Genomic DNA, 23,509 nt, shown 5'->3' on the forward strand with positions numbered 1-23,509 from the left:
AACTATATGTCACCCAATGACTATGAAAAATTATATGCAAACTACAAGAAAAAGGCAGCTTTGATTGCTGGATAACTGATTGATAGAAACCTCAATTTAACTTGTACTCAAACTTGACATAGGACCAGACAAGGTGGCCAATCCCTAAAAGTGTTTGGCCGCACTCGTTCATTTTGGGGCCTTTCTTCTCCCAAAATTGAAATGGGCGGGAAAGCCCTAAAATGGCTTTCCCGCCTTGATTACCCATTAGCAAAGACGGGCGAGACTGTCAACGGCGGCGCTGAAAGCGCCGTTCATCTTGACCGTTGACTGGCTCGCCTGGCTTTGCTACTGCCCGTAAGAGATGGAAAAACAAGATGGAAAACAAGGTTAAAAATGGTTGACAAGTCTATCGGATGTGTGTTATACTGTGCGACAGTTTGAGATTGGAAGGAGGCTTACGTGTGTTAATTTGTGTACGCTAATAAGCAATAAAAAGTAGAAGTACCTTTCCACATGATGGTGGGCTTTTTTTGCGTGCGTATGCAAAGGAACACGTAGGTTTGACACGAGCAGTCTTTGAACTGTATCGTGGTGTTTTTTCGTGCTTTGTTGTTATGCAGGCGTCTGCCCTCTCTGTGGGACAACGCCTGCTTTTTATTGCAGAAACAAAGGAACAATGCAATAAAAAAGGAGGTTCGCATTATGACCCAAAACAACAATTCATGGAGAAAAACTTATTTTACACTTCTTGCCGGACAAGCAATATCCTTTATTAGCAGCGGTATTTTGCAAATGGCCATTATCTTTTATTTGGTTGCGAAAACTAATTCTGCAATCATATTGACGGCGGCAACACTGATTGGATTTTTGCCGCAAGCCTGTTTAGGCCCGTTTGCAGGTGCTTTTGTTGACCGGCACAGCCGTAAAAGCGTAATGATTGGTGCGGATTTGATAATTGCCGCCGCTGGCGGTATTCTGGCGCTGGTGGCGTTTTACATGGAATTGCCCGTATGGTCTATTATGGTTGTCCTGTTAATCCGAAGTGCGGGAACTGCTTTTCATTCTCCAGCATTCAGCGCAGCAACACCTATGATTGTGCCAAAAGAGGAACTTACAAAATGCGCTGGTTACACGCAGACCATGCAAGCAGTAAGTGCGATTATCAGTCCAGCTGCCGCAGCGTTTTTATATGCTGTTTGGCCTCTTAATGCAATTATATTGTTAGATATTGTGGGTGCAATCCTTGCCTGTGTGACTGTTGCGATTTCGTCCATACCAACGCCTGAACTATGTCCAGAAACGAAAAGACAACAGTTTTTACAGGATATGAAAGAGGGGTATGTGGTATTAAAGCAAAACAGGGGCCTCTTTGCTCTGCTCTGGATTGGTGTAATTTATATGTTCTTTTATATGCCAATCAGTACGCTTTTTCCTCTCATCTGTATGTCATACTTCAAAGGAACACCGGCCCATGCCTCTGCCGCTGAAATTGCTTTTGCGGTTGGTATGCTGCTTGGCGGAGTCATTCTGAGCATTTGGGGCGGTTTTAAGAAACGGCGGTACACCATCGGTCTTTCCGTTCTCCTGATGGGCGTTAGCAATATGCTCTCCGGGCTTTTGCCGCCAGACGCATTTCTTGTCTTTGTTGTGTGCTGTACTGTTATGGGAATTTCCGCTCCATTTTACGGTGTGCAAAATGCGATTTTTCAAGAAACGGTCAAACCAGAATATCTGGGGAGAGTTTTTTCTCTACTGACAAGCGCCGCTTCCCTCGCCATGCCGTTTGGCCTTGTCATTTCCGGGCCTCTGGCGGAGCGGCTGGGAGTTGAGAAATGGTTTGTCATTTGCGGAATTGGCATTATCATCGTTGCGCTTGCCGTATTTTTACTACCCGGTTTGAGAGAGATTGACAATACGCAATAATCAACTGCACCTTTTTCTATTACTAAACAAAATGCCTGGATGAAGGTATCTTACAAATCGGAGTTTGGAGGTGAGAATATGACAGCGCATATGAGATTAAGATAACACCGCGGGTTATGTTGCGGTGAATCCGTATTGCATAGCTCGCTTATTGGGCAAGTAATATAATAACGGAGGGAATAATGAATAAAATACTTAGATTTAGTGACAGTGAAAAAGTTTTTCAATGTCCTATATGTAAAACAGATTTAAAATTGAAACAAAAAAGTTTATTTTGTTCTAATCATCATTGTTTCGATATTTCAAAAACGGGTTATGTGAACTTTGCTGTAGGAACAAAATCTTCAAAACATTATAGCAGAGAGACTTTTCAAATTAGGCGGGAGGTTTTAGAAAAAGGCTATTATTCACATATCCTGAATGAAGTGGTGCAGCTTATAAAAAGCTTTAGCAGCATTGATACAATACTTGATGTTGGCTGCGGTGAAGGATATTATTCAAAGCAGATAAAAGAAGTATCAGGTGATAAAGAAATTATTGCATTTGATATTTCTAAAGATGCTGTTCAGCTTGCAGCAAAAAGTGATTTCAGTAATTCTATCAAATGGTTTGTGGGAAATTTGGAAGAAATGCCCATAAAAGACAAAAGGATAGATTGCATATTAGATATTTTTACTCCTGCTAACTATTCCGAATTTAACAGAGTTTTGAAAGAAGGCGGTTATGTAATTAAGGTAATTCCGGGAAATGCTCATCTTAAGGAGCTTCGAGAGACGGCAAAAGAACAATTGAAAAGCAATCAATATTCTAATGCGGCTGTCGTAGATTATTTCCAAAAGAAGTATTCCGTTGTTTATCACAAGAAAGTTTCAGCAACGTATACAATGACATCCGAGGAAATAAAAACCTTTGCGGATATGACTCCACTACTGTTTTGTGTAAATAAAGATGGAATAGATTTAAAAAAAACAAAAGAAATCACTATTGATGCAGAGATATTTGCAGGGAAATTATAAATTCAATTTCAAGGTGGCACTTAAAAATATTGGCGACAAAACTACCAAACCTGCGCGAAATGAACCTGAACTTAATCTTTTCAATCCAAAAGATAATATCGATTCGTTTTTTATGCCTGATTTTTTTAGTTTTGTGTCCAATTTTTGTTGACAAGTGCAAGTGACTGCATCTTTGATTGTATGAAGTGATGTATTAGTAATGGCAATAAGAGTGCTAATTGCTGATGATCACGCTCTATTGAGCCAATACGACCCGTTGAATTTGGCGGGTCGTTCAACAGATAGTAGGAGGTTATTATGAAGAAATTTTGTTTTTTGTTTTTGATAATCTGTGGCTTGATGGTTTTCTGCCTTCAGGATTGTCAAGCGCGGCAGAAATTAAATCTTGCTGATCTGGAAAATAAATATAACGCCGTGATTGGTGTTTACGCCGTTGACATGGAGAATGGAAAAAAAATTTGCTACAAACCTGATACGCGTTTTTCCTACTGCTCGACAATCAAAGTTTTTACGGCTGCAGAATTGCTAAGACAAAAAAATACCTCCGATTTGAATGAAATTCGTAAGTTTTCGGCGGAAGATATTTTGTCCTACGCGCCAATCACCAAAGACCATGTTGCTGATGGCATGACGCTGGCGGAAATTTGTTCGGCATCGCTCAGGTGGAGTGACAACACGGCGGCAAATTTAATTTTGCAGGAGATCGGCGGCGTGGAAAATTTCAAGGTGGCACTTAAAAATATTGGCGACAAAACTACCAAACCTGCGCGAAATGAACCTGAACTTAATCTTTTCAATCCAAAAGATAATCGTGATACTAGCACGCCGAGACAGATGGTAAAAAATTTGCAAGTCTATATATTCGGCGATATTTTGAGCGACGACAAGAAAAAACTGCTGATTGATTGGATGAGCGACAATTCCATAACCGACACGCTTATCAAGGCAGAAACTCCGCAAGGTTGGAAAGTTATCGACAAGAGCGGTTCAGGCGATTATGGGGCGCGGAATGATATTGCCGTGATTTATCCGCCCAATCGCAAACCCATTGTCATGGCGATAATGTCGCGCCGCACGGAAAAAAATGCAAAATCTGACGACGCTATGATTGCGGAGGCGGCAAAACGAATTTTTGATAATTTAGTATTTTAAAGGGGCTTGATAGCATCGGTATTGCCGATGGGCAGAGAGGGCCATCACGCAAAAATATTTCGCCAAACATTTATATCTCACTCAAACTTCGCACACCTGAAACCCTTACTATTATATCATATTCCGATTTTCTTCATCAAAAATACGGCAGAGAATCCTGCGTTTCCTCTTGGATTCTCTGCCGTAATCCTTTTTTCCTGCTTATGCTCTGATTTCCGTCCCGTCCTTGAAGGTCATCCGGATATCGTCTCTGCTGTACACTGTGATGAAATCCACCAGGCTGCCCCACAGCCGGGCATCGAACTCCTTAATGAGATCCTGATTCCTAAGCTCCTTGATGAAGCTGTCCATCTGACGGCTCCGGGCCTTGCGATACTGGATGGCTTCACAGGTCTTGTCGTACTGCGTCTTCGCTGCTTCATACCGACTGACCAGTTCGTTGTAGTTCCGGTCATAATCATCCTGGTTCTGCGCGACCCTGGCGTTCTCGGCTATGAGCTGCTGTATCTTGTCGGCCAGCAGGTTCAAATCTGTGCTTATCCTGTCCCGCTCCTCTTCCAAGTCTTCTGTGTCAGTGAGCCGTTCCTTCAGCAGTGTGATGCTGTCAAGTACGTCCGCTTTGTTTTCGATGAGCTGATTGACGGCCCGGACGAAGGCTTCCTTGATATCATCCTCTGTCAGATGTGGTGTCTTGCAATGGCTCTTGAACTTATCGTTGCATCGGTAGATGGTTCTGCGGTACTTGTCGGTCGAATGCCAGACCTTGGCCCCGTACCAGCCTCCGCACTGGCCGCACTTGATTTTGCTGGAGAAGATGGATACGCCGCTGTAACGTCCCCTGCCTTCACGCCGCCGCTTGATTTCTTCCTGTACCCAGTCGAAGACCTGCGGGCTGATGATGGCTTCGTGGTTATTTTCCACATAGTACTGCGGCACTTCCCCTTCATTCGCTTTCGTTTCTTTGGTCAGGAAGTTGACGGTGAACCGCTTCTGCAGCAGGGCATCGCCCTTGTATTTCTCATTTGTCAGGATGCTCTCTACCGTCCCCGGATACCAGCGTTTCTTTCTTGCCGGAGTTTCCAGCCCTCTGGAAGTCAGCTCCCTGGCAATGGAGTGGAAGGTATACCCGTCCAGGAACAAGCGGTAAATCAGTTTCACCGTCTTGGCCTGTTCCCGGTTGACGACCAGATTCCCGTCCGGTCCCCGGTCATAGCCAAGGAAATGGCCGAACGGCACACACACCTTCCCGTCAGCGAATCGCTTCCGATGGCCCCAGGTGACGTTTTCCGAGATGCTCCTGCTTTCTTCCTGCGCCAGGGAACTCATGATGGTGATGAGGAGTTCGCCCTTGGCATCGAGCGTCCAGATATTTTCCTTCTCGAAATATATCTCGATGCCCTTGTCCTTGAGCTTGCGTACCGTTGTCAGGCTGTCTACGGTATTTCTGGCGAAGCGGCTGACTGATTTTGTGACGATGAGGTCGATTTTCCCATCCATGGCATCCCTGACCATCCGCTTGAAGCCATCGCGGTGACGCGTGTTGGTAGCCGAGATGCCTTCATCGGTGTAGATGCCGACAAATTCCCAGTCATCCCGTTCCCTGATATAGTTCGTATAATAATCGACCTGTGCTTCATAGCTGCTGATCTGGTCATCATGATCCGTAGAAACCCGGGCATAGCCAGCTACTCTCCGCTTCTTCCGGCTGTTGATCGGGGCCGCTGTATAACGGCTGATGGTGGCCGGGATGGCCCTTACTGTCTTTGCCACTTTTCTCTGCTCTCCTTTCTCCGTGCCTTGGGACGTCGCTTGAACGGCGTAGGCGTATAAGAAATCTCTTCTGTTCTCCCATCCTTAAAATGGACAGTCAGGCAGTCTGGCTTTCCGGCTTCGATAGATTCCACTTTCTCCCGGAATCTATCCTCATCAAAGTTCTCTAACCCCATGGCCTCTGCGGCCACACGCTTCAGGTCATCTTCCCGGATGCTGACCGATTCACATTTGCCGCCTTTGCTGCATCGCCAATAAACAGGCCTGTCATGCTTCGTTTTGCACCGCCGGAAAGAGGATCCGCACAAGGCGCACCGGACACGTGTCGTAAAGGCGGAGAACCGTGTTCCCTTGCCATTGGCCATGTAGTTTTTCATCCATGCCCTCTGGCAATTCTTATACTCCTCGGTCCAGCAATCCTTCTTCGCCGTCGATACCCAGTGCTTGGTAAATTTCCGTCCGTTTTTCATACAGAAAACCATCACGTGGTATTCTGGCACTACTATCTTTTCGACCTGGTCAAGGAAGGCCTGCTCGTCAAAATCATCCAGTCCCAGGGCTTCGGTACACTCCTTTACGAGGACTGTCTGCGGGATACTGCCTTTTGCGCCGCAGTTCCGGCCTTTCAGCTTATGGGAGCCGCAATCCCAGAATTCTTCGAACCCCCGGTCCTTGCGGCGATTGTGCATATAACTCCGACCGCAGATGCCGCATTTGATTTTTCCCGTGAAGCAGGTCGTGTTCAAGGACTTATTGGCCAGCGCCCCCAGTTCCTTTCGCCGCGCCATCTCCTGCTGCACGTAATCAAAGGTTTCCTTGTCGATGATAGGCTCATGCGTATTTTCAACATAATACCTAGGAAGTTCGCCCCGGTTCTTCTTCCGCTTCTTGAGGATTGGATCCGTCACATATTCCTTCTGGAAAAGCATATTGCCAGTATAGGTAACATTGGTCAGGACAACCCTGATGTTGGAATCCATCCAGCGGCAGCCATTCCGGGTCGTGATGCCTTCGGCAGCAAATTCCCGTTCGGTTTCAAGACGTGACTTGCCATCAAGGAAATTCTGGAAGATGCGCCTGACAACAGCTGCTTCCTCGGGAACTACCACCAGGTTATCCCCTTCCCAGCGGTACCCGTAAACACGGAACCGCCCGTTAGGATTCCCCTGCTCAAATTGTTTCTTGATGCGCCACCGGATATTTTCACTAATGGAACGGCTTTCCTCCTGGGCAAAAGATGCCAGGATGGTCATCATAAGCTCGCCGTCCCCGCTCATGGTATGGATATTCTCTTTTTCAAACCAAACTTCGATGCCCAGCTCTTTCAGATGCCGGACGGTACGCAGAAGGTCTACGGTGTTGCGTGCGAAGCGCTGGATGGATTTGGTGAGGATGATGTCTATCTTCCCGGCTTCGGCATTCTCCAGCATCCGCAGGAATTCCTGCCGCTTCTTGATACCCGTCCCAGAGATGCCGTAGTCCGCATAGACGCCGGCGTATTCCCAGTCCGGGTTCTTCTGGATGAGACTGCTGTAATAACTGACCTGCGCCGAAAGGGAATGGTGCATCCGCTCCGATTCCATGGATACGCGGGCATAGGCTGCGACTTTCTTTCGCTGCTTCAAATTTGGTATGCGTCGTTCAATCTTACGGATAGTCCGCATAGAATCAGCTCCTTTCGACACTATATATCACTCTGTTTGATACAATTATCAAGTGTATAAGTCACCGGAAAACGGCTGATAGCGACAGATCATCTCCTGCACGAAGTCCCAGTACTCCTTCCCGGTGATGAGCTTTTCGGCCAACATCCGCCTTGCCAGATGCATCACCACCTGGAAGGCTGTTTCATTTTGAAACGCCCTCTTATCCATGGCGGACACCCCCGAATCGGTACTCGATATAACAGGCATGAGAACAGAACTTCCGATGGCTGTTGCCATAGACGATGAATTCTTTCCCGCAGGCCGGGCAAGTGAAGGTGTAGACTGCCTTCCGCTTCACCAGTTCCAGATGTGCGTTCCACCACTTATTCCGGCAGGCATCGCAGCAGAACCGTTTCCGCTTCCGTCCCGGATTCTGTTCAATCGGCTTTCCGCACTGCTCACAGACTGAGGCTGCCGACTTCGCCACCAAGCTGTGCCGTCGGCAGAACGACTTCACCGTGTTGATGGAAATCTGGAGCCGCACCGCTATCCTGCCATATCCTGCCCCATCCCGGCGCAGGGAAATAATCTGTTGTTTCTGTTCGTCCGTCATGATGGACACCTCCTGAAATTTTTGTCTTCAGGAGTAACAGGACAGAACGGCTATCGTTAAGTACTATGAAGGCAAAAAAATACGGATGCCCATGTGAGCATCCGATTTTTCATTACTCGTACTAAGTAATAAGTACGGCTGTGCTGTACCTATAGTAGCTGTCGTTTCAGTGTGTTATAATTAAAGAAACTCAATATAAACACACCACGGCTTAGAAAATTTACAGATGGTGTGTACACAAGGAGCTTCTATGGCCGCTATCGTCACCTTGAATCAAGACAGCCCTTCTGTCCAATATTTATGCAAAAAAGATAAACGACTGGCAAAAGTCATCAGCATGGTTGGCCCGATTACCTATGAACCACACACTGATAATCTCTTTCCTTTTCTGATCCATGAAATCATCGAGCAGATGCTGTCGATAAAAGCCGGAGCCAAAATTTATGGGTGGTTTGAAGAATTATCTGCTGGTCAGATAACCCCGGAGTTTATTTCAAAGCTCTCCGTTGAGGAAATCAAGGCAATCGGTACTTCTACTGCGAAGGCTAACTATATAAAAAGCGCAGCTTCAGCCGTCTTGACAGGAGAACTTGATTTTACGAAATTTCCTGATATGACAGATGAAGCTGCGCTCAAAGAATTAGTCAGTCTTCGCGGCATTGGTACTTGGACTGCAAAGATGTATTTGATCTTCGTCCTGGACAGACAGGATATCCTGCCATTCGAAGACGTTGCTTTTTACAAAGCTACAAATGGCTTTATAAAACAGAAGATGTGTCGAGAGCATCCATAGAAAAGAAATGTAAGAAGTGGAAACCTTATTCTTCTGTAGCGGCTAATTCCTTTACCGGGCGTTAGATATGGGATTTACAAAAGAAGAATTTTATTTATTTAAGAAAGGATGAAATATTATGATTGATTATGTAAAAAATATTTCTGCTAGTGGGCTTACAATCTATGACTTAATAAGTCATGATAATTCACAATTATATATACCAACAAAAAATCTGGAAGCCTTGTTATCCAACTCAATTATTGGTCTCTCATTAAATGGTCTACCACTAAGAACGCGTTCTAAAGTAGTCAAACAAGCAATATGTCACGCACTAGGTTACCCTATCCCAAAATCTTTTAAGAAGACCCAGCCAAGATTCCCTGGACAAAATTTTGATGTATACACGCAAAAGAGTTTAAATGTTCAAATATGGAATGAAGATGTTGAAATTAACCGTCGCTATGTCTTTCTTCGAGTAAATAATCAAGATATAGTAACCAAAGTAAAAATTATCACAGGAAAACAATTAATTTTATTAGATCATACAGGAACATTCACCCAAAAATATCAAGCACGTATGTGTTCATATGATAACAATATATGCTCAAATTCAGACTCTCCAACCGTTAATCAATGGGCAAAAGCCACTAGTTCTACCAATCTTCATTCAGTAAACCCTAATGCCCTGCCTCAAAGTAATATGCTTCTAAAAATATCAGAAGTATATAGACGCTTGTTACCCATCCTAGGCATGTCTGTTAGCCATTTAGATGCTATTCAAGAACGGAATAGAGGGGCAGAGTTACATGCTTTAATTTGTGAGCATCTCGGTTATTCTATTTTTGAAGATGACGGTTCCTACCCAGACATTATCAATCAACTCATCGAAATCAAACTACAAACATCGCCTACCATAGATTTAGGATTACATTCTCCAGAAGACGGTCACGAAATTTTAAGGACTGATTCTATGTTTTTTTATAGTGATGATATTAGATACGTTATTCTTGATGGGGACGTCCAAGGAGATCGTGTTGTTTTAAAGCACCTCTATCTAGTATCTGGAAAAGACTTTTCCACCTATTTTCCTCTATTTCAAGGAAAAATTTTAAACAAGAAATTACAAATTCCTCTTCCATCTAATTTTTTTGACAGCTAAACATTTCATTGACACATTGATTTAATTTTTCTTTATAGCTGGAGGCTGTATTTTCCCCTTCAGCTATAATTTTTTTTACTATAAAAATAGCTTCATGGGCTGCTTCTGTATTGTCAAAAGGGATGGGGAATTCTTCGACATACTGAGTCTGATATCTCCGCTTTCCTGAATATAATTTAGTGTTAAACTTGACATCATAATATTTTTCTATAAAGTCACTATTTGCCACAGCTAACGCTAAATACACTAGTTTTTCCGGAACTTCATCATTTATATCAATCCAATAACAATCTCCATTTACAATAGCACCAGTTTCATCCAACCAAAACTCTGGTTCCTTAGAAATATCTTTGAAAACAATTTTCCGATGTTCCCAAAATGCTGGATTTTGTGGAACCCAAATTTCATACCAATTACGATGAGCGTTTAAAACATATTTTCTTCCTGATAATTGTTCATAATGTTTCACCAAATATTTTTTAGCGTTAGGATAATCATCTAAATCATATGCTATTCTCTTCCCATTCTTCATTGTGTGAGTATACAGTACACTCCAATGCGGTTCGCTTTTCCCTACAATTTGACCAGCATTTCTATGAGTAATTAGTGGGCGTAATAGCTCAATACCGGATTTTTCTCCAGTCCAATCATCACCGATAAACACATTATCAGCTGTGGTTTTTATACCTACACGAACTTTTCCAATATCAGAAAATTTCATTGCGGTATTTTTTTGAATTGTTTCCAACCATTTTTTATCCTGACTCGATACTAAAGTCCATACTTCATCTAACGCAGTAGTATTCAAATTTCCTTGCTTGAACTTATAGCAACGACCATCTGCTAATGAATAATCACCCATACTATAAATTCTATCAAAAATACTATTTATTCTATTTCTATGACATACATCACTTTTGTCCATTTCATATACAGATGTAAATTTTACAGCTTCCGACTTACTGGTAGTTCCAAGAGAAAAAATCAAAATACATGGTAAAACAGCAGCTGAAAATAATTTAGTATCACCTAAATCAGTAATTTGATGAATATTATAATTTTTAATCATATAGTTTCTTACAGAATTCCCTGCTCTAATCGTTAGAAACTTATTTGAAGTGATATATCCAGCAATACCATTCTCTTTTAAAACTTGTTTCGTGCATACTAAAAAAGCATAATATATATCAACTCTTCCAGTCAGTTTTAACCTTTCCGCAATTTTTTGAGCTTTTTCACTGCCTAATATTTGAGTACGAATATATGGTGGATTCGCAATTACAAAGTCAAATTTCTCATTATTATCTTTCTCAATGCAATCAAGAAAATTACAACATTGTATATCTACCTCAACATCTGGAAATTGTTCTTGCAAGATTTTTTGTGTTTTTGTAGCTACATCTATATCGGTTTCATAACCTTTTGCAATTATTTTTTTCCCGATAGAACGAAGTTTATTAATCAATGCAATCAAAAGAGACCCTTCTCCTACGGCTGGATCTAGTATTTTTATAGATTCATCATCCAAGCGGCCGTATTTAATCATTTCTTCTGCTACATAATTCGCCATTTGATAAGGGGTATACACTACGCCATTTTGTTTATTTTTGCTCTCATTTTTATATCTAGCCACTATAATAACCCTCTTTCAAGTTACAAAATTTTCAAATTATAAATTCCTTTTATTACAGTATTATCATTTTAAATCGACTATACACTTATAGCAAGAAAAAAAAACAGTCAATACCAGAAAAACAAAAATGATATTGGCGTCTCGTACTTATGCAATTTTCTTTTTAAGTCTGCTGCGATGGCTTTAACAGTTTGCTGCAGCAAAATGATATACAGCCTGTTTCGAATCTTCACCCACCAGCTTGTTGTGGTCCGGATTTCCGCTTTCAACGAATTCGTAAGATTTCTTCATCTGCACTTGGCTGAGCTGCTGCAGATCATTGTGGTCGATGCCCTTAAGGGCTGCGTCGACTTCTTCTTTGGCAAAGAGAACCTTAATACCGATTTACAAAGGCTTCATAAAAATCACTACGTTTCTCTTCATCATCGAAATCTGAATCAATGAACATCTGCAGTTCTTTCTTCATTGATTCATACAGAGAAGATGAATCTTTGGCATCAGAATAAGCAGTGTGAACCATTTCGCCGTACACACCACAGGTGATGGCATCGTAACGAATGCATCGTTCTAAGGTAATACGGCATTGTCCTTTATATTCTTCATCTTTTAGAATCTTGCCGCCTTCAGAGCCGATTTGATTTAATTCTTCGGTGAGTACCTTCCACATGTTGCTTTCCTCTCAATCAGCCATTTACAGTCCAGACATTGAAAGTTCTTATTTTTCATTGTAACATAAAAAGCCGGTACAGAACATCCCTCCCGATGCCCCATACCGGCTTTTTCTCATGCAATCTTCTGTTTTACATCAGACACAATGGCTTTGACCGCCTGCTGCATCAGGGTGATGTAGAGTCGGTTGCGGATTTTGACCCACCAGCTGGTGGTGGTCTGGATTTCGGCTTCCAGCGGGTCTGTGAGGTTCTTCATCTGCGCTTCCACCAGCTTCTGGACGTCATCCAGGTCGATGGACTTGATGGCTGCTTCGGCTTCGCTCCTGGCAAAGCCTACGACGGTATCGGCGACGGCTTTCTTGATTTCTTCACGGTTCACGGTCATTTACCTCCTAGAATCAGCTGTTCATAATCGGTGACGCCCCTGGCCACGGCTCTGGCCAGGGCATCCTGGGCATTGGCCAGGATGTCTTCATCATCTGGATTGGTGATGAAGGCCAGCTCGACCAGGACAGCGGGCATGTCGGTATTGGTCAGGACATAGAGCCCGTTGACGCCAGGCGTGGCAATCTTTACGCCACGGTCTGTCATATCCAGGGCATCGACAATCTGGTTCTGGATGCAACTCGCCAGCATGCTGCCACGGTAACTGCCGGCGCAGGCCCAGGTTTCTGTGCCATTGGCTTCTTCGGCTTCAGCAGCATTGCAGTGGATGGACACGAAGATGTCGGCATCACTGGCATTGGCGGCCTCGCAGATTTCCTCCAGACTGTTGGACTGGAGCAGTTCTGTTGCTACTCCTGCCGCATTCAGGTAACTTTCCGCAGATTGACCGACGGCCAGAGCCACGTCACATTCACGCAGACCGCTTTCACTGTTGACGGCCCCCGGGTCGGGATGGCCGCCCGGCGCATGGCCAGGATTCAGGAATACTTTCATGTTTTTTCTTCTCCTTTCTGATGAACGGCGGACTTCACAGTGCCGCCGATGTAACCAAGCAGCCCTGACGCAATGGACATGGCCAGCTCGTTCAAGGCATAAAAAATCGCCAGGATCAGTGCTGTGACCAGACCGATGATGACGATACAGTCAGGAATATTCACTTTCTCAAACAAACTCATCCCACCACCTTAACTGTCAGTATGACTTCTGCATTTGTCTCTGAAGATTCTGCCAGATAAGAATATAAAGCATCCGATATTTCCCCAATCATTATGACCCCCAGATCATCATCTTTCTCATAGAACAATTCTGTGGTATCCGATATTCCTGTCCCTGTCGTAAGTTCAACTTTGCAACCTGCATATCGTTTTTCTTCATCCAACAGGAACAGCAGCCCTTTACGGCTTCCATTTTCCAGAGCCCCCACGCCGACTATCTTAGGGCTTTCCGGGGATTGCTTCGTCGTCATAAGCATATGGCCAGTCAGCCACTGCGTGCCCTGTCCCGTCATCGTAAGGCTTACATCTGTAAAAGGAACAGTGGGAATCGGGGCGGCGTCGGTTGCACTGACAATCATGCCATTACTGATGGGTGCCGATATATAAGCAAGTTGAGGATTGGTACTGCTGTTTTCCTGCTCTTCCCCGTTGATAGTGATTTTCCCCGCATAATAATCGGTATCTGCTTTCAAGTTGATGCTCAAGGTATCCTGATACGTTGTAGCATATACGGTATTTCCATCTGAGTCTGTTTGTGAGGATAACTCCGGATGGTTGCAGGTAAGCGTAATGGTCTGATGCTCTTTTTGAATCAGGGTTATCGTCTTTCGTGCATCTGCCTGTGACAGGTCAGCCGTCCCCGTCACCAGTTCACCCTCTGAAGTATAAAACTTTTTCCCCTTAGCCACATCGGCGGCTTTCGCCGTTGTGTCAGACACTTCGCAGAACCGTGCCCTGCCGCCTTTTTTTAGGGGAATCAGGATGGATGGCACTTCGCTGTAACTGGCTCCGGCTATCGTCACATTTACCTTCATGGCCTTCCCTCCTTACTCGACAGTCAGGATTTTCGTCAGGCTGTCCTGGGAAACGGAAACGGTCGTCAGACTGCCCGTCACCTTGGTACCATTGATGTAGGCCGTCTTACCGCTGACAATCGTCCCCGCGGCGGCGGTGGCATCACTGGTATCGACTACGCTGGACTTGCCGCTGATGCCGAGGACCGTCACCCCGGACTTGATGTTCCCGCTGACCAGCTTGGCCTGTTCCTCGCTGCTGATGCGGACTGCCCCTTTGCCGTTATGGAACCCGGCCGGGATGGTATACGTGCCATCGGCCTTGCTGATACTGCCGCTGATGGCTCCGTTATTGGGCATGGAACCCGCGACGAAGCCGTTCCCGATAAAAGCGGATTTTCCCGTCAGGATATCGCCCGATGCCGCCGCAGCCCCGGTCGTATCATAAAAGACAGCTGTCCCCTGCCCTTCTGCCAAAGGGATGGAAACCTGCGGCACTTCCGCATACACGACCGAATTGATTTTTACGTTTTTCGCCATGTTGATTGCTCCTTTACTCGACTTTCAACTCATAGCCATTAAAGCTGATTCTGCCATAGTTCGACGGGATGGCAGCTACCGTCACCCGGGAAAGGGCCGCATGACCGCTGTCAGCGGTGACGACCTGTTCCTCGTCGGATGGGACGATACATCTTTCCTGAAAGTCCCCGGAAGGGGCCTGGGGCATGGAAAGAATGCCGACAAGGTTGTTCCCCTTATGTGCCATTGTCCGTCACGCCCCTTTCCAGGAAAAAAGGCCGGGGCGGAATAAGGGTATCGGTGTATCCGTTCTCCCGCACCAGCTCCACATCATAGATATAACGGCCGCAGGGAAGGTTCCGGGTATCGTCCGGCCAGAAAACCAGGAAGCACGCCGCCCCTTCCTGCCGGATGCCCTGTTCCAGTGTCTTGGTCAGGACAGGCTTTTCATCGGCAAAGTTTTGTTTCAGCGTGAACGCCAGCTCATCGTGCTTTCCAGGGATGAAAGGTTCCCCCGTCACACGGTCGCAAATGACCAGGCGGATTTCTGCCGAATCACCCCTCACAAGGCGGATCCGGTTCTGCACTACAGAGAAGCTCATTTCCATCCCCCCTGTTCCGGCTGCCGCTGTTCCATGGCATCCAGTCTGCGGTGGGCATGTTCTGCCAGGGCTTCCACCCGGGACAGCCGTTCCGCCATCTTCTGCCGCTTGGCTTCCGTATCCGACAGCTGGCGGCGAAGTTCTGCGATACAGTCCCGGAGGCTCCGCACCGATTCATTCAGCGGCTTGATGACGCTGAAATTAAAGATGACGCCGCAGAGCATCAGGACCGATACCAAGGATGCGGCCATCTGTAACCATTCAGCCATATTCCTCACCTCCTAGCCTGTCCGCTGGAACATGTACACGACGATGGACGGCTGCATGTTGTTGTGCGGCTGGCCACCACCCGTCCGGGAAAGGCTGTGGGAATGATTCCCATCCCAGGAGGTATGCCCGTCCACCTGATTCCCATGCCAGCAACCGTCGCCATAACCTACGGCAACAGGTGCATCATTGCCTTCACAGGCATCCCACTGGAAGTTGCGCGGCAATGACCCGCAGGACCAGTGACGATGATTTCCGCTGTCTCCGACTGTATGGCCATGAGCCGGAGTTTCTGGAATCGTAAGGTTGTGCTTCTCCTCACCCAGCTTGTCCCCGGCCTTGTACATGGTTCCGCTGTCTGCTGCTCCGGCCCCGATCAGGCAACGTCCCATGGCAAAGGCCACCCAGGTCGTCCCGGGCCAGTATGTCGCGGGATTCTTCCCGTCCGTAGAAATGTAGATGGCATTGACAGGGAACGGGCATGCCTGGATCTTGGCCACGGCTTCCTCGTCCATATCGGCGTAGGTGACCTTGCCCCAGCTGCCGTTGCTGTGCAGGACGGTATTCAGCTTCCCAGCAGAAGGTGACGGGACCATACCGCTCTGGCCTGCCGTCTTTTCGCCGCAGCCGCTGAAATCTGGCAGTGTAATATCCTTCGTGCCATCAAAGACAACCCGGTGAATCTTCCGCCCCGTCTGCAGCTTCGACGCACTGGCCGCATTGCCGCTGATGCCAGTTGCGTGGGCATTGGCGTCCGTCAGATGGGCATTGATGTCGGCAGCCGTAGCGGAAATCCGCTCATAGAGCCGGGCATCATTGCTGACCAGCTGGGACACGGTCTTGTTCTGCTGGTTGAATACAACCGGGTCTTCCGAAAGATACTGTGGGAAAAGCACATCATAATCCAGCGTATTCTCCACCGCTTCTGTGGGCCGGACTTCCTGTCCGGCACGGTCCGGGAAGTCGGCAGACCATTTCTCTTTGCTGTAATCATCCATTTATCATCACTCCTTTCTTGGATACGATGGTTGCCGTCGAGAAGGTAGCTTCTCCGTTCCAGTGAATCTTGCCATTCCAGGAATAACCCAGGTAGATGGCGTATCCCAGATGGGCCGGCTTGTAGATGTTGAGCTGCGTGATGAGCTTCTGCAAGATCGTGGTATCTTTGTCGTTCATGATGCAGTACACCTTGAAGTAATACTCCTCATTGACTTCCTCGATATGGCCGACACTGTAGAGATTGATGATGGAGTTCATGAAATCTTTTGTAGACACATCCACGTGCTGCAGCTTGAAGAGAATCCGCTGCCTGCGGAATTCGTCACTATCTCCGTCACTGGGCTTGATGCCCAGGAACGATTCATAAAGCGGCAGCGCCCAGGTGGCGGTGTTCACGAAGAAGTTGTCCGCCAGGTCCTGCAGAGCCAGGCGCAGACGGTCATGCTCCTCATTGCAGGTTTCTGCCGCGCAATGGAACATCGGGTCTTTGGATAAGAAATTCGGCAAATACTTCAGGATATCCATCCGGCTCTGCCGCATCCAGTCATTGGCTGACAAGGTTCAGCACCACCTTCCCTGCCACGGGGATCTGCTCGTTCGTCAGTTCCACGTTGGCCGCTTTTCCATTAAGCTTCAAATCCTTATAATCCGTAATGCCGCTGATGGAAAGGAGGAGTTTCCCCATCTGGGCCAGGCTGACATAAGAAAGCGTGAAGCCCGTCTGCTTGAGATAGGCTGTCATGGCTGCCTTTACGGCATCGGGGCTGGCTGTGCCATAGACATCTGCCGTCAAATCAACGGATAATGGCGCCGGCGAAACGACGGTCACGGTCGCACCGATAGGCCGCTGGCTTTCGATGTAGTCATAGACCTCCTGGATCAGTTCAGCCGATGCCGATTCATTCTCTGCCGTGACGATGATGACCTTCACCGTGCCATTGCCCTGCCAGAGCGGGATGACTTTGCAGTTCCCGACGCCATCGACAGACATGGCCCAGTCACGATAATGATTGGCATTGCCCGAAGTAATGGGCTGGCGCACCCGGAACAGGAGCCGGGCAAGGAGTGCGGCATCCGTTTCTTCATCCGCCCCATCGGAGCATTTCTTATGGTTAACGACCGCCGAGACATTCGGGATGGAATAGGGGATTTCCGTAATCGTTCCTTCGGCCACATTGCCAGTCGCTCCGGCATCGGCAGCTTCCACAGGAATCGTAACCTCGGCGGCACCGGCAGGAATGGTGGCCGACTCCAGGGTGTAAAAGCGCCGGCCGTCTTTTGTCTGGAAGAGACTGCTGCGGATGATATAGGCCCCTGCCATCCCTGTCACCGTGACTTCTCCTTTTGCTTTGACGGCCTTCTTGCGATCGACGCCAAATTCCGCTGCCCGCAGCGTCAGGTAGTCGCCCCAGGACGTTTCGGCAAAGGCCGCGTCGCGCAACATGGCCATCTCGGCATAGCTGCTCTCAAATTCCACAGCATTGGCGTCGATCAGGTCGCGGGCAAAGGTGCCTTCCATGGTACTTTGCTCTTTTTCCGTAATGGTGTGCAGGGTTTGGGCCATGCGGCTCTCAATCACATCTTTGGTCTGTGCATCAAATAAATTGCTCATGCCTCGCTCCTTCCTGCCGTCACGGTCAATGATTCGTCACTGTAAATGGAAGTGACGTCAACCGTAATGGCCAAATCATCCCGTTCCCGCTTCTCCACCTCGATATGGTTAATGCGGGCAATGTATGGATTCACCATCAATCCCTCACGGATATTCTGGCAAATCCTGTCTGCCGTATACTGGCTGTTTGGCGCTCTCCCCTGATACGGCTCGATGGTAATGCCATAGCTGTCATCATAGGCCAAGTAGCGATACCGCTCGGTGAGGATTGCCTTATAAATCCAGACCTTGAGGGCTTCATTTTCTGTCACCATCAGGTTCTGGCCTTTTTCATCGTAGCGGAAGCACTGCTTATCAAAGTCATAGCCGTATTCTACGAAAAGAGGCAGCGACTCATTCCGGTTCGCTGCCTGGATGCTGTTCATTGCTACAAAAGGATCAGCCATGGCCATCAATCCTCACAATCTCATCCAAAATAATGTACTGCTGAATCCGGTCGTTGATGAGCATGGGCATGATGGCCACGTACATGCCGGGCTTTAGTGTATCCGTATAGATGACGGAATCGGTGTAGTCATTATCGATATCATGATTATGGGACTGGTAAGCCGCATCACCGCTGCCGCCGGCACGATTCTGTGTCGCCGATACCAGATGGCCTTTAGCTGTGCGGCCGTAGCCTGCCAGGAGATAATGGGAAATCCACAGCTCCTCTTTCGTCAGGACGATGCCATTGTAGCGGACCTTGATATCTGGCGGCGAGGCCAGGATCTGCCCGATTTGAATGTCCGGGCTGTTGCTGCTGCGGCTGACCTGCTCCATCAGATTCAGCAGGCTGATATACGGATTTTTCTGCATCTCCTGTCACCCCCTCGATGTCTTGATGATGGTCGCCGGATAATAGTCGCTCCCCATATCGATGCTGCCTTCGTAGTGATGAAAACAGCCATAGACATGGGAGCTGTTGCCCCAGCAGCCGCCGCTTCCGTCATAGACGACGACATGCCAGTTCGGGTCCGGCTTGCTGTAGCGGTTGTACATGATGATGTCGCCCTTTTCGAGCTGCGACGGGTCATAAGGGATAGCCAGACCCTGCGCTTCGGCATCGGCCCGCAGCTGATCGCAGCCTTTCACGCCATTGTTATATTCCTGCGCTGCAAAAGGGGAATAGCCCGCCGCAGCGATGGTCGCCCGGTCGACACAGCCTTCTGAGCCATAGGGAGAAACGGTACCCTCGAAATTGGCCATACACGCATCGACCACACTGCTGCCAGCCATAGCGCCACCTGCAGAAACAGAAGATGTCGATTTCGTTTCCGCTGGCGGCACATAGTCCGGGTTGGCATTGTACGATGTACTATCCAGTTCCTGTTTCTGCTCATCCAGCAGTTTGTTGAATACCAGATGCAGTTCCATCAGGTGCTTGCTGCCTTCGATTTTATGGCTGTCCGACTTGATGAAGAACTGCCCCTTGAGCTGTTCTTCCTGGACTGAGACAGAAAAACCGGCGATGCACTGGATATGACCGATGGCCCGGATGGACATGTCATGGGCGACGGTCTTCAGCATGGCCCTTGCCTGCGAAGCATCGTCCTGCTTGGGGTCGGCCTTGCAAATGGCCTGGATGAGACCGAATCGGTCGATATCCGTCTGATTGGGCAGTTCGCCTTTCGTCTGCCCGGCACTGTCGACGACGATGACCTTAGAAACCATGTCTTCGACCGACTCCGACACGGAAGCGCCGGTCAGGTTTGTCACATCGCTGATCAGGAAATCTTCCACCACCTGGTCGTTCATGCAGACCACGTTGAGCTTCCCTTCGGTCATGTAGATATGGTATCCCTTGCCATCCTGTGCGGATTGATAGGATAATGCCTGCTTGATAGCCTCCGTAGCCGAGATATCATCGGCAATGAAATTGCAGGTGACGGACAGGTCGGGAATAGTCCCGGCCGGAATAGAAAAGTCATTGATGGTCTGGCGGATGGCGTCGGCCACTGTGACGTTCGTGTACTTCTTGGTTATGCGGGACTTGGCCAGATAGACGATATTGTCAAAGGCTGTAAAATGCATCACGGAAGAGCCGCTCTCCCGGCTGCGGCCAAAAATACGTCCCTGGAACAGGTGGACAGTCTGCTGCGTCTTATCGTCAATGTGGATAAACAGCACCTCGTCCCCCAGTTCCAGTTCCGGATTCTGCCAAGATTTATCCCGTGTCGTATAGGCCAGGTCGAATTCCAGCCTGCGTCCGGCCTGCTCGACGTCCCCGGACCAAGTTGCACAAATCAGCCAGCCCGTAAGGTCTGCGTTCTCGGGCTTTTTCTGGCCTTCCGTCTGAGCATCCTCGGTATTGCTTTTCTTATTGATTCTTTGCAACTGGAACATTTTCATCATTCCTTTTGAGGTTCATCGTCGTCAGGCGGATGATATCCCCGGGCGAAAGACCGCCGTTACGGACGATGCTGCGATAGATCTGGAACTTCGAGAACTGCTCATTGTTGAGCGTCACCGATTTCCCCACGGCCCGGCCGATGACGTTGCCGATGCTGTCACCGGGATAATAGGTGATGTTCTTCTTCATCTTCGACCAGAACGATTCCGGCCGCTTCTTCAGCCCTGTCGCAGCATCGGTCTTTCCCGTCTCCGGTGCTGTGACGTAGCGGTACTCCGTCAGGCCCAGCTCGTAATAGACATCGCCGCTGCCGTCCTTTTCACCAAACTTGAAGGACGAAATCAGGCAGGGCATGGAAAGCGGCGTATCCGACACCGTCAGCTGACAGACGCTGTCACCGGTACGCATCGTTTCCAGTTGGGCGATGTATGTATAAGGCGCAAGGCCCATCATGGCAAAGGGATAATCCTGTGCTGGGAAAAATCCGGAAAGGGTCAGTGTCCTGAGTCCCGTCTTTCCCATCATGAGGTAGTCGCCGAAGTTATTGATGTTCACCGTGCCATGATTCGTATTGACAGATACCATCAGCTCCGAAGGCAGGACGGGAAAGACCACCGCTGCCGATTCAGAAGAGAGAGAAATCGTGAGGGAAGATGCAGCCTGGCCGATGGCGTTCAACAGAGATGCTAAGAAAGAACTCATCAGAGGGTCGCTCCTTTCATGCGGTTCATGCCGTACAGTCTCATTTTTTCGACGAGTTTTTCAGCGACGGCGTCGATGTCCTGCTCGCTGCGGACGTTCATCGTATCAATGCAGATGGTGATGCCGCCGCTGCCGGCGTTCATGGCCTGACGGATGCTTTCATCATGAGGTATGACCGTACTGCCGTTGGGCAGGTGTACCAGCTCGCCCCGGCGGTCTTCATTGATGACGGCAAAGCCGCCACGAAAGTTCTCGACACCGCTTTCAAAGTGGCTGATACTTGGGATATCAAATCCCACATGGGTCGGCGCCCCTCCCGTCAGGGACGGAATGTCGATAGACAGGCCGTTGATGCTGGAAATCAGGCCGTTCACCTGGTCGATGACCCAGTTCACACCGCTGCGAAAGGTGTCCTTGATGCTTTCCCAGATACTGGAGGCCGTCTCGCTGATGCCGTTCATGGCTCCGTCCCAGGCAGAACTGATCCAGTTCATCCCTGCATCGACGGCGTCCGATACAGCCTGTATAGCCTGTTCGATATAATGCGACACGGTATCCCAGTTCCTCCACAGAAGGTACAAGGCAGCAATAATCGCGGCAATGATGATAATGATGGGATTGGCCATGGCTGCGGCGCCTACGGCACGGATGATGGTGATCATCATGCGTCCGGCAGTCAGAAAGGTACTGCCCATGCCCCTGGCCACGATGGCAATGCCCCGGCAGACCGGAATGAGTCCTTTGAACTGGGTCGAGAGATACTTCGAGACACTGCCGGCTTTGCTAATGCCCGTGGCAATAGAGTTGAAAGTACCAAAAGCCCTGCCGCCGACCGTCAGCACCCGCCCCAGGGTGGAACCGAAGAGCTGGAAGGTCACGATGCCAAAAGCCACCTGGCCAATCAGCGTTTTCTGTTCCGGTGTAAGCGCACGAAACCAGGCAGCCAGTTCCTTGACGCGCATCGACATGGCCTTGAAGTACGGCGTAAACGACACTGCTAAATCCATGCCGGCATTCTTCAGCTGGTTCATGGTAATTTGCATCTGCTCCGACGGGGTCAGCATCTTCTCATAGGCTTCCCGGGTCATGCCGGCAGACTGGGCCATCTGGTCCATGACCTTATCGAAGTCCCCGGCTCCCTTGCCCGTCAGGACCAGGATGCTGTTCAGGCCCTCGACAGAGCCAAAGAGCTGGGCCATCTGTTCGGCATCGCCGCCTGTCGCCCGCTTCACTTCGTCCAGGAACTTCACCCAGCCCACGCTCTGCAGATGAGCCGCATTGAACTCAAGGCCAAGGGACTGAGCCAGTTTCGCCGCTTCGGCAGACGGCTTCAGGATGTTGCTGTAAGCCGCCTTGAGTCCGGTAATGGCCTCGCTGGTCCGGATACCGTTCTTGGTCAGGACGGCGATGGAACCGAACAGTTCCTGGGTACTGACATTGAGCTGTGCCGCAATGGGGATGACATTGCCCATGGACTGGGCCATCTCGCCAAAGGATGTCTTGCCGAAGTTCTGTGCCAGGAGCATCTGGTCCGTCACCGCCGTGGCTTCTTCTGCCGATTTTCCATAGGCATTGAGGACCGTGGTCACACCGTTAACGGCAGTCGTCGTGTCGGTGAAGCCGGCTTTCGCAGCAATTGTCATGTCTTTGACAAAGCCCACGGCATGGGCCGCATCGACACCAGCGGAAATGGCCTGGTAGACCGATTCCGAAAGATCAGCGACACCTGCGCCCGTTTCATCGCTGACAGCACGAATCTCATCACTGACCTTCTGCATGGAAACAACCGTCGTGTCGACCAAAGTCGAAATCTTGGCGATACCGTTGGCAAAGTCGCTGTGCAGCTTGAAGCCTGCCGTTGCGGCTGCCAGGATGGGGGCTGACAGCAGGGCTATCTTGTCTGATAAGCCGGAAATCTTGCTTCCCGTCTGCTCGATGCTCTTCGCCGTCCGTTTCTGGATGCGCTCATGCTCCGTCAGCTTGTCCGACAGTCCGCTGACCGATTGTTTCGCCGCCGCCATCTGGGTCTTCATGGTCCCCAGGCTGGCATTGACGCTATGCACGGTCGGCGTGAACAAATCCCGCAGCCGGATGGCGGCATCGATGACATTATTGGCCATGC

The 23,509-nt window shown here is 48.5% G+C and carries 27 protein-coding genes; 5 read left to right on the top strand and 22 right to left on the bottom strand.

Annotated elements, in window-relative coordinates; all coding sequences use genetic code 11:
- The first annotated feature begins 684 nt into the window (after nucleotides 1-684).
- The 3 genes from ACTUHY_RS03950 (at nucleotide 685) to blaACI (ending at nucleotide 4,073) form a co-directional block, all read left to right on the top strand.
- A complete protein-coding gene (locus ACTUHY_RS03950) occupies nucleotides 685-1,905 on the top strand; it encodes an MFS transporter (RefSeq protein WP_002584949.1) in 1,221 nt (406 codons plus the stop codon).
- Nucleotides 1,906-2,087: 182 nt separating this feature from the next.
- On the top strand, nucleotides 2,088-2,921 hold the full coding sequence (locus tag ACTUHY_RS03955; RefSeq protein WP_279133747.1) for a methyltransferase domain-containing protein: 834 nt from the start codon (nucleotides 2,088-2,090) through the stop codon (nucleotides 2,919-2,921).
- Between the two features lie 297 nt (nucleotides 2,922-3,218).
- Nucleotides 3,219-4,073, top strand: a complete 855-nt coding sequence (blaACI, locus tag ACTUHY_RS03960; RefSeq protein ID WP_279133745.1) for an ACI family class A beta-lactamase — start codon at nucleotides 3,219-3,221, stop codon at nucleotides 4,071-4,073.
- A 201-nt stretch (nucleotides 4,074-4,274) separates the two neighbouring features.
- Here blaACI and ACTUHY_RS03965 read toward each other — a convergent pair whose 3' ends face one another.
- Genes ACTUHY_RS03965 through ACTUHY_RS03980 form a run of 4 tightly spaced genes read right to left on the bottom strand, consistent with a single transcriptional unit; the run spans nucleotide 4,275 to nucleotide 8,102 of the window.
- A complete protein-coding gene (locus ACTUHY_RS03965) occupies nucleotides 4,275-5,843 on the bottom strand; it encodes a recombinase family protein (protein ID WP_442826686.1) in 1,569 nt (522 codons plus the stop codon).
- On the bottom strand, nucleotides 5,828-7,507 hold the full coding sequence (locus ACTUHY_RS03970; protein ID WP_442826687.1) for a recombinase family protein: 1,680 nt from the start codon (nucleotides 7,505-7,507) through the stop codon (nucleotides 5,828-5,830). Before ACTUHY_RS03970 ends, ACTUHY_RS03965 begins: the two co-directional genes overlap by 16 nt.
- A 48-nt stretch (nucleotides 7,508-7,555) precedes the next feature.
- Entirely contained in the window at nucleotides 7,556-7,717 is a 162-nt protein-coding gene (locus ACTUHY_RS03975) for an SHOCT domain-containing protein (protein ID WP_442826688.1), read from the bottom strand.
- Nucleotides 7,710-8,102: an RNA polymerase subunit sigma-70 gene (locus tag ACTUHY_RS03980; RefSeq protein WP_442826689.1), complete on the bottom strand. Its 393-nt coding sequence runs from the start codon at nucleotides 8,100-8,102 to the stop codon at nucleotides 7,710-7,712. Before ACTUHY_RS03980 ends, ACTUHY_RS03975 begins: the two co-directional genes overlap by 8 nt.
- Nucleotides 8,103-8,352: 250 nt before the next feature.
- On the opposite strand from ACTUHY_RS03980, the gene ACTUHY_RS03985 reads away from it, so the two are divergent.
- Entirely contained in the window at nucleotides 8,353-8,895 is a 543-nt protein-coding gene (locus tag ACTUHY_RS03985) for a DNA-3-methyladenine glycosylase family protein (protein ID WP_442826690.1), read from the top strand.
- 118 nt (nucleotides 8,896-9,013) lie between these two features.
- Complete coding sequence (locus ACTUHY_RS03990) at nucleotides 9,014-10,036, top strand: restriction endonuclease (protein WP_442826691.1); 1,023 nt, start codon at nucleotides 9,014-9,016, stop codon at nucleotides 10,034-10,036.
- Here the strand turns inward: ACTUHY_RS03990 and ACTUHY_RS03995 are convergent.
- From ACTUHY_RS03995 to ACTUHY_RS04080, 18 genes are all read right to left on the bottom strand, one after another.
- Nucleotides 10,017-11,669: an N-6 DNA methylase family protein gene (locus ACTUHY_RS03995; RefSeq protein ID WP_442826692.1), complete on the bottom strand. Its 1,653-nt coding sequence runs from the start codon at nucleotides 11,667-11,669 to the stop codon at nucleotides 10,017-10,019. The genes ACTUHY_RS03990 and ACTUHY_RS03995 overlap by 20 nt on opposite strands.
- Before the next feature lie 373 nt (nucleotides 11,670-12,042).
- Nucleotides 12,043-12,336, bottom strand: coding sequence for a hypothetical protein (locus ACTUHY_RS04000; protein WP_442826693.1), 294 nt, complete (start codon nucleotides 12,334-12,336; stop codon nucleotides 12,043-12,045).
- A 116-nt stretch (nucleotides 12,337-12,452) separates the two neighbouring features.
- The gene (locus tag ACTUHY_RS04005) at nucleotides 12,453-12,725 is read right to left on the bottom strand and encodes a hypothetical protein (protein WP_442826694.1); all 273 of its coding nucleotides are present in this window, start codon (nucleotides 12,723-12,725) and stop codon (nucleotides 12,453-12,455) included.
- Nucleotides 12,722-13,279 carry an N-acetylmuramoyl-L-alanine amidase family protein gene (locus ACTUHY_RS04010; RefSeq protein ID WP_442826695.1) on the bottom strand — a complete coding sequence of 186 codons (558 nt, stop codon included), beginning with the start codon at nucleotides 13,277-13,279 and terminating at the stop codon, nucleotides 12,722-12,724. Before ACTUHY_RS04010 ends, ACTUHY_RS04005 begins: the two co-directional genes overlap by 4 nt.
- Nucleotides 13,276-13,461: a hypothetical protein gene (locus tag ACTUHY_RS04015; protein ID WP_442826696.1), complete on the bottom strand. Its 186-nt coding sequence runs from the start codon at nucleotides 13,459-13,461 to the stop codon at nucleotides 13,276-13,278. The genes ACTUHY_RS04010 and ACTUHY_RS04015 overlap by 4 nt, the downstream gene beginning before the upstream one ends.
- Nucleotides 13,458-14,315 (bottom strand): hypothetical protein, encoded by an 858-nt coding sequence (locus ACTUHY_RS04020; RefSeq protein ID WP_442826697.1) that lies wholly within the window; start codon nucleotides 14,313-14,315, stop codon nucleotides 13,458-13,460. Before ACTUHY_RS04020 ends, ACTUHY_RS04015 begins: the two co-directional genes overlap by 4 nt.
- A 12-nt stretch (nucleotides 14,316-14,327) precedes the next feature.
- Nucleotides 14,328-14,834, bottom strand: a complete 507-nt coding sequence (locus ACTUHY_RS04025) for a hypothetical protein (RefSeq protein WP_021840511.1) — start codon at nucleotides 14,832-14,834, stop codon at nucleotides 14,328-14,330.
- A gap of 13 nt (nucleotides 14,835-14,847) precedes the next feature.
- A complete protein-coding gene (locus tag ACTUHY_RS04030; protein ID WP_014128559.1) occupies nucleotides 14,848-15,060 on the bottom strand; it encodes a hypothetical protein in 213 nt (70 codons plus the stop codon).
- Nucleotides 15,050-15,415, bottom strand: coding sequence for a hypothetical protein (locus ACTUHY_RS04035; RefSeq protein ID WP_021840510.1), 366 nt, complete (start codon nucleotides 15,413-15,415; stop codon nucleotides 15,050-15,052). Before ACTUHY_RS04035 ends, ACTUHY_RS04030 begins: the two co-directional genes overlap by 11 nt.
- Nucleotides 15,412-15,684 (bottom strand): hypothetical protein, encoded by a 273-nt coding sequence (locus ACTUHY_RS04040; protein WP_225723669.1) that lies wholly within the window; start codon nucleotides 15,682-15,684, stop codon nucleotides 15,412-15,414. The genes ACTUHY_RS04035 and ACTUHY_RS04040 overlap by 4 nt, the downstream gene beginning before the upstream one ends.
- A gap of 12 nt (nucleotides 15,685-15,696) precedes the next feature.
- Entirely contained in the window at nucleotides 15,697-16,680 is a 984-nt protein-coding gene (locus ACTUHY_RS04045) for a phage baseplate protein (RefSeq protein WP_127007594.1), read from the bottom strand.
- Complete coding sequence (locus ACTUHY_RS04050) at nucleotides 16,673-17,239, bottom strand: putative phage tail protein (RefSeq protein ID WP_442826698.1); 567 nt, start codon at nucleotides 17,237-17,239, stop codon at nucleotides 16,673-16,675. Before ACTUHY_RS04050 ends, ACTUHY_RS04045 begins: the two co-directional genes overlap by 8 nt.
- Nucleotides 17,226-18,293: a baseplate J/gp47 family protein gene (locus ACTUHY_RS04055; RefSeq protein ID WP_442826699.1), complete on the bottom strand. Its 1,068-nt coding sequence runs from the start codon at nucleotides 18,291-18,293 to the stop codon at nucleotides 17,226-17,228. The genes ACTUHY_RS04050 and ACTUHY_RS04055 overlap by 14 nt, the downstream gene beginning before the upstream one ends.
- Nucleotides 18,290-18,739: a DUF2634 domain-containing protein gene (locus ACTUHY_RS04060; RefSeq protein ID WP_014128565.1), complete on the bottom strand. Its 450-nt coding sequence runs from the start codon at nucleotides 18,737-18,739 to the stop codon at nucleotides 18,290-18,292. The genes ACTUHY_RS04055 and ACTUHY_RS04060 overlap by 4 nt, the downstream gene beginning before the upstream one ends.
- Nucleotides 18,732-19,151, bottom strand: coding sequence for a DUF2577 domain-containing protein (locus ACTUHY_RS04065; protein WP_442826700.1), 420 nt, complete (start codon nucleotides 19,149-19,151; stop codon nucleotides 18,732-18,734). The genes ACTUHY_RS04060 and ACTUHY_RS04065 overlap by 8 nt, the downstream gene beginning before the upstream one ends.
- Before the next feature lie 6 nt (nucleotides 19,152-19,157).
- Nucleotides 19,158-20,678, bottom strand: coding sequence for an XkdQ/YqbQ family protein (locus ACTUHY_RS04070; RefSeq protein ID WP_442826701.1), 1,521 nt, complete (start codon nucleotides 20,676-20,678; stop codon nucleotides 19,158-19,160).
- On the bottom strand, nucleotides 20,653-21,387 hold the full coding sequence (locus tag ACTUHY_RS04075) for a hypothetical protein (RefSeq protein WP_021840505.1): 735 nt from the start codon (nucleotides 21,385-21,387) through the stop codon (nucleotides 20,653-20,655). The genes ACTUHY_RS04070 and ACTUHY_RS04075 overlap by 26 nt, the downstream gene beginning before the upstream one ends.
- Nucleotides 21,387-23,507, bottom strand: coding sequence for a phage tail tape measure protein (locus tag ACTUHY_RS04080; protein WP_014128569.1), 2,121 nt, complete (start codon nucleotides 23,505-23,507; stop codon nucleotides 21,387-21,389). Before ACTUHY_RS04080 ends, ACTUHY_RS04075 begins: the two co-directional genes overlap by 1 nt.
- Nucleotides 23,508-23,509 lie beyond the last annotated feature (2 nt).

It is taken from the genome of Acidaminococcus nyctereutis (assembly GCF_052216985.1).
Classification (GTDB): domain Bacteria; phylum Bacillota; class Negativicutes; order Acidaminococcales; family Acidaminococcaceae; genus Acidaminococcus; species Acidaminococcus fermentans_A.